Source organism: Vibrio sp. VP6, assembly GCF_028823755.1.
In the GTDB taxonomy this organism is placed as follows: domain Bacteria; phylum Pseudomonadota; class Gammaproteobacteria; order Enterobacterales; family Vibrionaceae; genus Vibrio; species Vibrio parahaemolyticus.
Map to the genome: position 1 here is coordinate 52664 of NZ_JAPEID010000012.1, position 13483 is coordinate 66146.

Genomic DNA, 13483 nt, shown 5'->3' on the forward strand with positions numbered 1-13483 from the left:
AGTAAACGGTTTGTACGAAAAAGCCGACAAAAGTAAAGATGAGTTTGAGATCACAAGGTTCAATAAGGTGAGCCTAGGTCGTACTCATGAAACCAATAGGCAAAAAATATAGGCAAGAAAGTCAGGTAGGCAGGCAGGCAGGCAATAGATAATAAGTGATTCAGCGATATCCAAAACACAAAAAAGGAGGCCTTAGCCTCCTTTCAAAACAATGAATGTTGGGGATTAACCGTGGTTACGAATCCACTCATCCATTTCAGTTTTTAGGTTGTCAGACTTAGTACCGAAGATAGCCTGAACACCACCTGCAACAACTACAACACCAGCAGCGCCAAGTTGTTTTAGTTTGTCTTGGTCAACCGCAGCAGTATCTGCAACAGCAACACGTAGACGAGTGATACATGCGTCTAGACCAGTGATGTTTGCTTTGCCGCCGAATGCTGCAACAAGCTCACCTGCCATGTCTGAACTAGAAGTCGCCGCAGCTTCTTCAGTTTCATCTTCACGACCAGGAGTTTTTAGGTCAAGAGCTGTGATTACTGCACGGAACACTACGTAGTAGATTACTGCGTAAACTAGACCAACAGCGATCATCAGACCCATCTTCTGAGCGTTACCAGATAGAACTAGGAAGTCGATCAGACCGTGAGAGAAAGATGTACCGTGTACAAAGCCTAGAGTGTTAGCAACGATGTATGCAGAACCAGCTAGTAGAGCGTGGATACCGTATAGAACAGGAGCAACGAATAGGAATGAGAATTCGATTGGCTCAGTAATACCTGTTAGGAATGAAGTCAGAGCAGCTGACGCCATGATACCCATTACTTTCGCGCGGTTTTCAGGTTTAGCACAGTGAGCAATCGCGATTGCTGCAGCTGGTAGACCGAACATCTTGAACATGTAACCACCCGCTAGCTGACCGAAGCCATTACCAGCAGCACGAGATGCTTCATCAGCAACTAGGTAACAAGTTAGAACGCCGTGTTGAGTTTCGCCTGCTGCGTTAACACAAGTACCAGCTTCGAAGAAGAAAGGTACGTTCCAAACGTGGTGTAGACCGAATGGGATTAGTGAACGCTCAACAACACCGTAGATACCGAATGCTAGTTGTGGGTTTTGGTGCGCAGCCCAGTCAGAGAATGCAGAGATTGCACCGCCGATTGGTGGCCAAATTACAGAAAGAATTACACCAAGGATGATCGCTGCAAAACCAGTGATGATTGGCACTGCACGCTTACCAGCAAAGAAGCCAAGGTATTCTGGAAGTTGAATTTTGAAGAAACGGTTGAATGCCCAAGCAGCAACACCACCGACAAGGATACCACCTAGTACACCTGTATCGATTTTTTCAACGCCCATTACGCCAGCCATAACACCTAGTGTTGCAGTCATGATGCCGTAACCAACAATTGCAGCTAGACCAGCTACACCATCGTTGTTTGTGAAGCCTAGTGCAACACCTACAGCGAATAGAAGTGCCATTTGGCCGAATACTGAACCACCAGCTTGTTCCATAAGGTTAGAAACGATCTCTGGAATAAAGCTTAGGTGGGCAGCACCAACACCTAGTAAAATACCTGCAACTGGTAAAACTGATACTGGAAGCATCAGCGCCTTACCAACTTTTTGCAGGTTAGCAAAAAGGTTCTTAAACATGTTTATGCTCCTGATAAATTTATAAGTATTATTTGGGCACTAACGGCACACCCCCGTAGCCTAAAGGTTAGCACCCAATGAAAATGTAACCACAACTGCATTATATTTTCCGGCTCTAAATATATATTGATGACCCTCAAACTTTCCACACAGTTACGAAATTTAGTTTCAAAACAAGTCTTAGATCACACCCAAAAACGGTCAATGAAAAGGTTTGCATTTAACCTATATTACTGTTTTATAAAGATTTTATTATTTATATTATTAATTTTAAGGCGTAAATAAAATACAGAACAATGTTATTTTTAGTAACAAAATTACATTTGTGAAATTTGAATGTTATTGAATCAACATTTTTCGTAAACATTAAAATGAAGAGTACATCTGACGTATTTGTAAACAAAAAAAGGAGCTTTCGCTCCTTTTTAATACCGGATGTCATTTTTTATCGCAAAAAAAGATTTCGGAAGTTTTCGGTGGTTTTATGCGCAACTTCAGACAGTGCACATGACTTAAGTTGCGCAATATACGCGGCAACCTCGACAACATAAGCCGGTTGGTTCTCTTTTCCTCGATGAGGAATTGGAGCCAAGTATGGTGAGTCGGTCTCAATCAGCAATCGCTCTAATGGCAACGCTTTCACCACTTCTTTCAACTCGGTTGCTTGACGAAAAGTCACGATACCTGAAATCGAGATATAAAAACCCAAATCCATAGCAGCTTCAGCAAAGGGAAGATCTTCAGTAAAACAATGAATGACACCACCACATTTCTCCGCGCCACCATTACGTAGAATGTCCAATGTATCTTCACGCGCATTACGGGTGTGGATAATAAGTGGCTTGTTCAGTTCAACCGCCAACTCAACCTGCTGTTCAAAACGCTCTTTTTGAAGTGCCGCTGTTTCTGGTTTGTAATGGTAGTCCAATCCGGTTTCGCCAATAGCAACAACTCTTTCGTGGCTAGCATGGCGACGCAAAGTCTCCATGGAAAACGCACTCTCAACATCCAATGGGTGAACACCACAAGAAGCGTACACATTCTCGTAAGGTTCGATCATCTCCAACATATTAGGAAATGAGTCTAACGTAACACCTACAGATAGCAGCTCTTTTACGTTAGCTTGCTTTGCTTTGTTAATAACGTCTTCAATATTGATATGAAGATCATCGTAATTCAATTTGTCTAAATGACAGTGCGAATCTACGAACATAATGCCTCTCGTGATTCAATTAACCAGTTCATTGATAGTAGCTCAAGGTTCAAACCCGGAAAGGTTTGCATTTGCGCTTTGAGCTCCATGAGTTTCTTTGTTGATGCATACAACCCATCGTAATGATGGGGCTGAAATTTCGCGGCACCAGGCAGTATGCCTTCGTCTACAACACCAAACTGCGCCTTCTGAGCATCCGTCAATAACAACCATGCCCAATCCAGCGCTTGGTCTGGATTTTTTGCCATTAACGATGCACATTTGGAGACATCAGACGTCGGAGATAACAGTGTTTCAACCAAACAACGTTCGAAAGCCGAATACTCCTCTAGCTCACCATTTTTCAACGACTCAAGCGTTTTTAATGGAGAACCCATATTCAGTTTCAACGCGAAAGCCGGTACTTGAGACAAGCCTTGCTCCCCAATCCACTGCATAGCTTGATCGGTTGAAGGCGGCGTCACAACCCAATGCTGGCATCGGCTACGAATCGTCGGTAGCAATCTTTCTTGATTATGAGTGACCAGCAAAAACAAACATTTTTCGCCCGGTTCTTCCAGCGTTTTTAATAGCGCATTAGAAGCGGATTCATTCATCGCATCGGCTGGCTCAATCGCAAACAAACGGTAACCATTCAGCTGAGAAGATTCATGAGCTAGACGATTGCAAGCGCGAATTTGGTCAACCGTAATCGCCTTGCCTTCTTTCTCTGGCCTAATCCAGTGCAAATCTGGATGGCTTTGAGATTTCGTCAGTTGACAGCTATGGCAAAAACCGCAAGCTTCACTGCTGTAGTTTTGACAAAGAAGTGCATGACTAAAAAACTCAACAAGCTTTTCTACTGCCAAGCCTTTATCACTTTGCAGCAATAAAGCTCCAGGAATTCGATCTGAATCCAACCCAGATTTGAGGTTCTCCCATGCTGGCTTTAGCCAAGGAAAATCATTAAACATGCGTAACCTATATTCGCTTTTTACTTACTGGCGAGACAACCATTCATTCAAGGCGTCTTGAATATCACGAGACACTTCTTCAATCGATTGTTCTGCATTGATCACAACAATTGACGGATCAGCATTGGCGATTTCCAAATAACGCTCACGAGTGCGCTCGAAGAAGCTGATATCCATCTTTTCAATACGGTCTAGCTCGCCACGACCACGAGCACGCTCAAGACCGATACGAGGGTCGATGTCCATATAAAGTGTAAATGCGGGCTTAAAGTCACCCAACGTGGTGTCACGAAGGTTTTTCATGAGTGACGCATCAATTTGACGGCCACCACCTTGGTAAGCTTGTGATGACAAGTCATGGCGATCGCCAACAACCCATTGTCCGTTTGCAAGCGCTGGCTTAATCACATTCTCAACCAGTTGAACACGCGCGGCGTACAACAGAAGCAACTCTGTCATGTCTTTCAACTCTTCGCCTTCATGCTCTTCCTTGACTAAAGCGCGCATTTTCTCGGCAAGAGGTGTCCCACCAGGTTCACGCGTGTTAACGATGTTTTCGATTCCCGCTTGTTTGAGCGTGTCCAAAACCGTTTTAATCGCAGTGCTTTTCCCTGCGCCTTCAAGGCCCTCTACGACAATAAAGTTTGCTTTCATCATTTGTTCTTTCTTAGTTCTCTTAAATAGGCTCGAACAGCACGATTGTGCTCAGCAAGTGATTTCGAGAAAACGTGTCCGCCCGTCCCACTTGCTACAAAATATAAGTAATCACTGCTTTCTGGGTTTAGTGCAGCTTCAATAGAGGCTTCTCCGGCCATTGCAATAGGTGTCGGCGGCAAACCATTAATAACGTAGGTATTGTATGGTGTTGGGGTGCGTAGGTCTTTCTTACGGATGTTACCATCGTAAGCATCCCCCATTCCGTAGATAACGGTCGGATCCGTTTGAAGTCGCATACGTTTATTCAAACGGTTAACAAACACAGAAGCAACACGTTCGCGTTCTGAATCAATCGCCGTTTCTTTTTCGATAATCGAGGCAAGGATCAGCGCTTCATACTTGTCTTTGAGAGGCAGCTTCTCCTGACGAGCGTTCCAGTTCGCATCCAGTATTTTATTTAATTTGGAATGTGCACGCTTTAGCAACTGACTTTCGCTCGCACCAGCGGTGTAGTGGTACGTTTCAGCCAAAAACAAGCCTTCAAGCTTATCACGTTCAATACCAAGCTTCTGTGCCATCTCTTTTTCTGACAACCCTGAAAGGTCGTGTTGAACATACGGTGCGCTTTGAAGTTGCTCTAACCACTCAGAAAAACGACTACCTTCAACAAACGTGATGGCAAATTGATGTTCTTTGCCTGTATTGAGTAGCTCTAACGCCTCGTAAAGCGATACATTTGGCTCGAGTTGGTAAGTGCCGGCTCGCACTTGAAGAAGCTCTGGGTAAAGATGGGGCATTAAGCGAGTGTAATCAGACGCTTTTACGATGTTCTCTTTCACCAAATCGCGCATTACACGATGAAAGCTTGTGCCGTTTTCGACAGTGAACAGTTGAGGTTGCTCAATTAAAATTGGCGAGTTAACGTATTGCTTTGTTTGTGAAACAACGTAAAAAAACCCTGCTGCGCTTATCACAGCGATCAGCACAACAAAAGCCAACAGTTTTTTAATCACGTATTTAAATTCCCTTGCAGTCGTTGAGTCAGTTTTCCTATCGGAAAGACAGTTTTGTGGTTATTAGAGGCTGTAATGCTCGTGACAGGTGCAACACCTAGTAGTGAGTTGCACATCCATACTTCATCCGAAGAAAGCAGTTCCACCAGAGAAAAGTCCCCTACTTCAACTTCGGTATTATTGGCCTCAAAAAATTCAAGCACCTTACGACGCATCACGCCTGCGACGCCAGACAAATTTAAGCTAGGCGTATAAACCTTGTTATCTTTAACCCAAAAAAGGTTTGCCATTGTAGTTTCAATGACATGATTTTGCACATTTAACGTCACTGCATCGGCAAAGTTAGAGTGCTCAATTTCAGCTTTCGCAAGCACTTGTTCTAAGCGATTGTTGTGTTTATGCCCTGCCAGCAAAGGCTGAATTCCGAGACGGGTTTCGCATACCCCCAGATTCACCCCATTTTGTTGCCAGTCGACATAATGGACAGGAAATGCAAAGTTCGAGATGGTCACCATTGGGCCCTCAATGCCCTTAGTGCCATACCCTCTTCCACCGATTCCGCGGCTAATGTGAATTTTGATTCCAGCGTGTTCATCTTTCAGGGTAGCCAAGTGAGCCCACTCGGAAACTATACTCCAGTCAGGTAAAGGAATATGAAGTGTTTTGAGACATGCTTCCAAACGTTCAACATGCGCTTGCCAGTACTCTAGCTCGCCGTTTTTAGTCTGGATAGTAGTAAAGCAACCGTCTCCATATTGAAAAGAGCGATCACCTAATGAAACCTGTGTTTGTGGAACTCCATTTAACCAAAACATTAGAACACCCTTAGGTTACAGACGACAAATAAAAGAAAACGGCTCAATGCTAAGCATCGAGCCGTTAGAATACAAGTTTCGCGGTCTTAAAACCTTATTAGAGATTTTACTCAGCGAACTTTTTGAAGATCAAAGAACCGTTTGTACCACCAAAGCCAAACGAGTTACAGATTGCGTATTCCATACCTTCAACTTTGCGCGCAGTGTGCGGCACAAGGTCAATGTCTAGACCTTCTTCTGGATCATCAAGGTTAATCGTTGGTGGAACGATTTGGTCAACCAAAGACATAATCGTGATGATAGCTTCAACTGAACCAGCAGCACCCAATAGGTGACCAGTCATTGACTTAGTTGAAGAAACAAGAACTTGTTTTGCGCCTTCTTCACCAAGAGCACGTTTCACACCCTTGATTTCAGCAACGTCGCCAGCAGGAGTAGATGTACCGTGAGCATTCACGTAACCTACTTGAGTACCCGTGATGTTCGCATCACGCATTGCGGCTTCCATTGCTAACGCACCACCTGAACCATCTTCACTTGGTGAAGTCATGTGGTAAGCATCACCAGACATACCAAAGCCAACTAGCTCTGCGTAAATCTTAGCGCCACGTGCTTTCGCATGTTCGTATTCTTCAAGAACCATCACGCCAGCACCATCACCTAGAACGAAGCCGTCACGGCCTTTATCCCATGGGCGAGATGCCTTTTGAGGTTCGTCATTGCGAGTAGAAAGTGCTTTAGCAGCACCGAAGCCAGCCATACCAAGAGGCGTAGAAGCTTTCTCTGCACCACCAGCAACCATCGCGTCTGCATCACCGTATGCAATCATGCGAGCAGCGTGGCCAATGTTATGTAGACCTGTAGTACATGCAGTAGAGATCGCGATGTTTGGACCACGAAGACCACGCATGATAGACAGATTACCCGCAACCATGTTTACGATGGTCGAAGGAACAAAAAATGGGCTAACTTTGCGAGGACCTTTCTCAACCAGTGCTGAGTGACCAGTTTCAATGAGGTCTAGGCCGCCAATACCTGAGCCGATTGCAACACCAACTCGAGGCGCGTTTTCTTCGGTAATTTGTAAGCCAGAGTCATCTAGCGCTTGGATACCCGCTGCAATGCCGTACTGGATGAATAGATCCATTTTACGAGCATCTTTTTTAGACATGTACTCTGTGCAATCGAAATCTTTAACAAGACCTGCAAAACGAGTTGAGAAGTTCGTAGTATCGAAGTGTTCGATATTTACGATACCGCTTTTACCTTCAAGCAGGGCTTTCCAAGATGATTCTACTGTGTTGCCTACCGGTGACAACATACCCATGCCAGTGACAACTACACGACGCTTGGACACGATATAATTCTCCGGGAATTGAATATTTCTATGAGAGGATAGAAGAAGTTAGAAAGAACACAGGCGGTCTAGGAGACCGCCTGGGAGAGATAATTACTGAGCGCTGTTTACGTAGTCGATTGCAGCTTGAACAGTAGTGATCTTCTCAGCTTCTTCATCAGGAATCTCAGTGTCGAATTCCTCTTCTAGAGCCATAACTAGTTCTACAGTGTCTAGAGAATCAGCACCTAGATCATCAACGAAAGAAGCTTCGTTTTTAACTTCTGCTTCGTCTACACCTAGCTGTTCAACAATGATTTTCTTTACGCGTTCTTCGATGTTGCTCATTTTTCTTTTCCTTTACAGATTTCGCCTAATGCGATGATTCCGTAGTTTATTCGAACTATTGAAAGTTGCAAGGGGGTCCTTGCTGGTCAAACCACAAAATTAGCGAATTTAACCGAATTTCAATACATTTTTGACTTAAATCATGCACAAATCTTGCGCATAAGCATGACAAGTTCATGACAGTTAATTGCAACTATAGGCTATTTTTCACAATGTAAAATAGCTAAGTTTGCACGAACTGTGCATTAAACCATGTACATGCCACCATTTACATGCAAAGTTTCACCAGTAATGTAAGCGGCTTCAGGTGAAGCTAGGAAAACTACTGCTGATGCAATTTCACGAGGATCACCCAAGCGACCAGCTGGCACGTTCGCCAACGTTGCTGCACGTTGGTCGTCATTTAGCGCCTTAGTCATGTCAGTTTCGATGAAACCAGGTGCAACTGTGTTAACCGTTACGCCACGAGAAGCCACTTCACGAGCCATTGATTTGGTAAAACCAATCACGCCCGCTTTTGCTGCTGCGTAGTTAGTTTGACCCGCATTACCCATAGTGCCTACAACAGAACCTACGTTGATGATTCGACCCGCGCGTTTTTTCATCATTCCACGCAGAACCGCTTTAGACATACGGTAAATAGGCGTCAGGTTTGTGTTGATGATGTCGTTCCACTCATCGTCTTTCATGCGCATTAGTAGGTTATCGCGAGTGATACCTGCGTTATTCACTAGAATATCGATCGCACCAAACTCATCGTTAATGGTTTTTAGTGTTGCTTCAATAGACTCAACGTCAGTGACGTTAAGCGCTAAACCTTTACCATTTTCGCCTAGGTATTCGCTGATCGCAGCCGCGCCGCCTTCAGACGTTGCGGTACCAATAACGGTGGCACCGCGTTCAACAAGAAGCTCAGCAATAGCACGACCAATGCCACGGCTTGCGCCAGTCACTAGAGCGATTTTACCTTCTAGATTCATCATGTTGTGTTTTCCTTTTCTTATCGTGAAAGAATTATTTAGCGGCTTCTAACGACGCCACATCGTTAACTGCTGCTGCACTTAGTGTTTTCACGATACGTTTTGTTAGACCTGTCAGAACTTTGCCCGGGCCAAGTTCAAGAAGGTTTTCTACACCTTGTTCACTCATTAGCTGTACGCTTTCAGTCCAACGAACTGGGCTGTATAGCTGACGAACAAGCGCGTCTTTGATTTTTGCAGGGTCAGTTTCAGCTGCCACATCAACGTTATTGATAACTGGAAGTTGTGGTGTGTTGAATTCGATAGACTCTAGCGCTACTGCTAGTTTATCTGCTGCTGGTTTCATTAACGCGCAGTGTGAAGGCACTGACACAGGAAGAGGAAGAGCACGTTTCGCGCCAGCTTCTTTACACAGTGCGCCAGCGCGCTCTACTGCATCTTTACTACCTGCGATAACAACTTGACCAGGAGAATTGAAGTTTACTGGAGAAACGACATCGCCTTGCGCTGCTTCTTCACACGCCTTTGCAATCGCATCATCATCTAGACCGATGATTGCATACATTGCGCCAATACCCGCAGGAACCGCTTCTTGCATTAGCTTGCCACGTAGTTCAACCAATTTGATTGCTTCTTTAAAGTCAATCACGCCAGCGCACACAAGCGCTGAGTATTCACCGAGACTGTGACCCGCTAGGTTTGCTGGTTGTTCTAGACCAAGCTCTTGCCATACGCGCCAAATAGCGACAGAAGAAGCAAGCAATGCAGGCTGAGTACGGAAAGTTTGGTTTAGATCTTCAGCAGGGCCATTTTGAACAAGCGCCCATAGATCGTAACCTAGTGCGTCAGATGCTTCTGCAAATGTTTGTTTTACTACGTCATATTGTTCGCCTAGATCAGCAAGCATACCTACAGCTTGAGAACCTTGACCTGGAAATACGATAGCAAACTTGCTCATGTTGTTTTCCTTTAAGCAATGTAAAAAGAAATAAGATGCACGTGAGTGCACCTTAAATTTTGAATTCTCGCGAAACTTAGAATTTCACCAGAGCAGAGCCCCATGTGAAACCGCCACCGAAAGCTTCAAGTAGCAACGTTTGTCCACGCTTAATACGGCCATCACGAACCGCTTCATCAAGCGCCGTCGGAACTGTCGCTGCCGACGTGTTACCGTGTCTGTCTAATGTGACAACAACTTGGTCTAGTGACATTGACAGTTTTTTCGCCGTCGCTGAAATAATACGGTAGTTCGCTTGGTGCGGCACTAGCCAGTCTAGCTCAGACTTGTGCATATCGTTTGCTTCAAGCGTATCTTTAACGAGTTTAGACAGTTGAGTTACCGCAACTTTGAATACTTCGTTACCAGCCATATGAAGCCATTTATCAACATCTTTACCACGCTCTGGTACAGGTAGACTTAATAAATCACCAAATTGGCCATCCGCGTAGATATGCGTAGAGATAATGCCAGGCTCTTGGCTTGCACCAACAACAACTGCACCCGCACCGTCACCAAACAAAATGATAGTTGAGCGGTCAGTTGGATCACACGTTTTAGACAGTGCATCTGCACCAATCACCAATACGTTTTTACACATACCTGATTTGATATGTTGATCCGCAACAGACAATGCGTAAACAAAACCAGAACAAGCAGCGGCTAAGTCGAAAGCCGGACAACCTTTAATGCCAAGCTTTGCCTGCACCTGACACGCAGATGAAGGGAAAGTATGGCTACTGCTCGTGGTAGCAACGATAATTAGGTCGATATCATTTTTATCAATGCCGGCCATATCGATAGCGTTTTCAGCTGCGTAGAATGCCATGTCCGCAACAGTTTCGTCTTCTGCTGCAATTCGACGCTCTTTAATACCAGTACGAGCTACGATCCACTCATCACTTGTATCTACCATTTTCTCTAGGTTTGCGTTAGTACGCACTTGAGATGGCAGGTAGCTGCCAGTACCTAAAATTTTGCTATACATGAAGACTAATAATGCCTCTCGAGTAAAACCGCTTCCAAACGATCGCTAATACGGCTTGGTACTTGTCGTTTGACCTCGTGTACTGCCTCGCCAAGTGCATTGACAATCGCAGATACATCCGCACTTCCATGGCTTTTTATGACAATGCCGCGCAATCCTAGCAAACTTGCGCCGTTATACTGGTCGGGGTTCAGTGTTTTTAGTTCATTAAATAGCCGAGAAAACAACTTTCTAGCAATCCAACCCTTTATCGTCGATGCCATCATGCTGGTTTTTAGTTTTTCGATAAAAAGTTGTGCTGTTCCCTCGCTGGCTTTTAAGCATACGTTGCCAACAAATCCATCACAAACGATGACATCGGCTACGTCATGCAAAATTTGATTACCTTCAATATAACCAACAAAATTGATAGCGTCGGTTTGAGAAAGCATTTCTGCACAGCGTTTAACTAAATCGTTCCCTTTAATTTCTTCTGCACCAATATTAAGTACAGCAACGCGAGGAGGACGACATAGGTGTTCTTCTGCTAATGCACTGCCCATCACGGCAAACTGAAACAGACTGTCTGCGTCACAAGACACATTCGCACCAAGATCTAACATCCAAGTACGTTTGCCACTGATGGTGGGTAAAGCTGAAACTAAAGCAGGCCGCTCTATACCGGGAAGCAACTTGAGGATAAATCGCGACAGCGCCATTAATGCGCCGGTGTTGCCGCCACTTACACAAGCATCCGCTTCTTGGTCAGAAACCAGATCAATTGCCATACGCATAGAACTGTTTTGGCTATTGCGTAATGCTAAAGACGGTTTTTCTGAGTTCGAGATAACTTTCTCGCTATGAAGAATAGTCAAGCGGGAACTGGTAGAGGTACCGAGTTGAGATAATTGAGATGTGATCAGGCTTTGATCACCTATAAGAATCACTTTTAGCTCTGGGAAATGAGACAGTGCCTGCACGGCGGCAGGCACTGTTACGCGTGGACCGAAATCCCCGCCCATTGCATCAAGTGCAACGGTAATACTTTGCAAAGGTTCAACCTTACTTGTTGATAACCTTTTGACCACGGTAGTAACCTTCAGCAGTTACGTTGTGGCGTAGGTGAGTTTCACCAGAAGTCGCGTCTACAGATAGTGCAGCTGTAGTTAGCGCATCGTGTGAACGACGCATACCGCGCTTAGAACGAGTTTTACGGTTTTTCTGTACGGCCATTGACCCTACTCCTATACTATTGGGTTAAAAACCTAAAGAAGAAGCGGCTACCACACCAGTTACTTTTTCAGATTTTTCAAAACGTCGAATGGATTCGGTTTCTTTTCCTCAATTTCTTCAGGAAGCTCACCAAAAACCATGTTATTTGAATCAACGCTACAATCCGCTTCATCATGCATCGCAATTTGAGGTAATGCTAAGATGAACTCGTCTTCAACCAGTTGTATAAGGTCTAATTCACCGTACTCATTTAGATCTACCAAATCATAAATTTCTGGTGCTTCCTCTTCCGTCTTCTCACCGTAGTAAGGAGTGTAAAGGAATTCAACTTCACACGCGTGTGTGAATACCTCATTACAACGCTGACACTCTAGTTCGACTTCGATGTTAGCTTTACCAGAGATAACAACAAGTCGCTGTTCATCTATCTCAAATGACAATGAGACTTCTGCGTCGCGTTTTACGCCTTCAGTTGCTTCCGCTAAGCGCTTGAAAAGACTAGCTTGGATGATGCCATCGTAATCTAATCGTTTCTGTGCGGACTTTGCTGGATCAACCTTTCGCGGTATTTTTACCTTTTGCATAGGGCGCGAATATTATCTTCCAAATCAAAATTAGTCAAAGAAAAAGGCAAAAAAGTTGTACTTTTTTACGCTTAACATACAGAGCATTAGCCATAATCAATTTTGATCGATTATCCTATTGGAAATGCTTGCGTGAATTGTAATTCAAAATGAAAAATTACCAACTGGTTTTAGCCTCAACCTCCCCTTTTCGTCAACAACTGCTTGAAAAGCTTTCAGTCCCGTTCATTTGTTTATCTCCTGACTGCGATGAAACGCCGTATGAGAGTGAAACTCCTCTGGATCTAGTGCAGCGCTTAGCCGTAAACAAAGCAACCTCTTGCTCTATTAAAAAACCAAGTTTGGTCATCGGCAGCGATCAAGTTTGCGTAATTGATGGAAAAGTCGTTGGCAAACCTCTAAATCGTGAAAATGCTATCAATCAATTACTTGCTCAAAGTGGTAAAGCCATCACTTTTTATACCGGACTGGCGGTTTATAACTCGGTGACGAATCTGACTGAAGTTGGCTACGACACTTTTGAAGTGCATTTTAGAAACTTAAACCGTGAACAAATTGAACGTTACGTCGACAGAGAAGAACCGTTTTACTGTGCTGGCAGCTTCAAAAGCGAAGGGATGGGAATTTGTTTGTTCGAAAAGTTAGTCGGCAAAGATCCAAACACTCTCGTTGGCCTGCCTTTGATTGATTTGATTGATATGCTGCAAAAGCAAGGTTTCGAGATCTTGTAA

General features: G+C 44.3%; 15 protein-coding genes. 1 reads left to right on the forward strand and 14 read right to left on the reverse strand.

Going from position 1 to position 13483, the window contains the following annotated elements; translation table 11 throughout:
- Positions 1-225: 225 nt before the first annotated feature.
- From ptsG to yceD, 14 genes are all read right to left on the reverse strand, one after another.
- Complete coding sequence (ptsG, locus tag OU793_RS10085; RefSeq protein ID WP_005453963.1) at positions 226-1656, reverse strand: PTS glucose transporter subunit IIBC; 1431 nt, start codon at positions 1654-1656, stop codon at positions 226-228.
- 445 nt (positions 1657-2101) lie between these two features.
- The gene (locus OU793_RS10090; RefSeq protein WP_005483719.1) at positions 2102-2869 is read right to left on the reverse strand and encodes a TatD family hydrolase; all 768 of its coding nucleotides are present in this window, start codon (positions 2867-2869) and stop codon (positions 2102-2104) included.
- Entirely contained in the window at positions 2860-3822 is a 963-nt protein-coding gene (locus tag OU793_RS10095; protein ID WP_140103382.1) for a DNA polymerase III subunit delta', read from the reverse strand. The genes OU793_RS10090 and OU793_RS10095 overlap by 10 nt, the downstream gene beginning before the upstream one ends.
- A 24-nt stretch (positions 3823-3846) precedes the next feature.
- On the reverse strand, positions 3847-4479 hold the full coding sequence (gene tmk, locus OU793_RS10100; RefSeq protein WP_005490472.1) for a dTMP kinase: 633 nt from the start codon (positions 4477-4479) through the stop codon (positions 3847-3849).
- On the reverse strand, positions 4476-5492 hold the full coding sequence (gene mltG / locus OU793_RS10105; protein WP_025532771.1) for an endolytic transglycosylase MltG: 1017 nt from the start codon (positions 5490-5492) through the stop codon (positions 4476-4478). Before mltG ends, tmk begins: the two co-directional genes overlap by 4 nt.
- Complete coding sequence (gene pabC / locus OU793_RS10110) at positions 5489-6307, reverse strand: aminodeoxychorismate lyase (protein ID WP_140103381.1); 819 nt, start codon at positions 6305-6307, stop codon at positions 5489-5491. The genes mltG and pabC overlap by 4 nt, the downstream gene beginning before the upstream one ends.
- A gap of 106 nt (positions 6308-6413) precedes the next feature.
- Positions 6414-7664, reverse strand: a complete 1251-nt coding sequence (gene fabF, locus OU793_RS10115) for a beta-ketoacyl-ACP synthase II (protein ID WP_005482767.1) — start codon at positions 7662-7664, stop codon at positions 6414-6416.
- A 93-nt stretch (positions 7665-7757) separates the two neighbouring features.
- Entirely contained in the window at positions 7758-7991 is a 234-nt protein-coding gene (acpP, locus tag OU793_RS10120; RefSeq protein WP_004406112.1) for an acyl carrier protein, read from the reverse strand.
- Positions 7992-8236: 245 nt separating this feature from the next.
- Positions 8237-8971: a 3-oxoacyl-ACP reductase FabG gene (fabG, locus tag OU793_RS10125; RefSeq protein WP_005494558.1), complete on the reverse strand. Its 735-nt coding sequence runs from the start codon at positions 8969-8971 to the stop codon at positions 8237-8239.
- A 34-nt stretch (positions 8972-9005) separates the two neighbouring features.
- Entirely contained in the window at positions 9006-9929 is a 924-nt protein-coding gene (fabD, locus tag OU793_RS10130; protein WP_140103380.1) for an ACP S-malonyltransferase, read from the reverse strand.
- A 76-nt stretch (positions 9930-10005) separates the two neighbouring features.
- Positions 10006-10956: a beta-ketoacyl-ACP synthase III gene (locus tag OU793_RS10135; protein WP_140103379.1), complete on the reverse strand. Its 951-nt coding sequence runs from the start codon at positions 10954-10956 to the stop codon at positions 10006-10008.
- 5 nt (positions 10957-10961) lie between these two features.
- Positions 10962-11987, reverse strand: a complete 1026-nt coding sequence (gene plsX / locus OU793_RS10140) for a phosphate acyltransferase PlsX (protein ID WP_005490633.1) — start codon at positions 11985-11987, stop codon at positions 10962-10964.
- 10 nt (positions 11988-11997) lie between these two features.
- A complete protein-coding gene (rpmF, locus tag OU793_RS10145) occupies positions 11998-12168 on the reverse strand; it encodes a 50S ribosomal protein L32 (RefSeq protein WP_005396978.1) in 171 nt (56 codons plus the stop codon).
- A gap of 59 nt (positions 12169-12227) precedes the next feature.
- The gene (yceD, locus tag OU793_RS10150; protein ID WP_140103378.1) at positions 12228-12752 is read right to left on the reverse strand and encodes a 23S rRNA accumulation protein YceD; all 525 of its coding nucleotides are present in this window, start codon (positions 12750-12752) and stop codon (positions 12228-12230) included.
- A gap of 149 nt (positions 12753-12901) precedes the next feature.
- Here yceD and OU793_RS10155 point away from each other — a divergent pair, with 149 nt between their 5' ends.
- Positions 12902-13483 (forward strand): nucleoside triphosphate pyrophosphatase, encoded by a 582-nt coding sequence (locus OU793_RS10155; RefSeq protein ID WP_029795764.1) that lies wholly within the window; start codon positions 12902-12904, stop codon positions 13481-13483.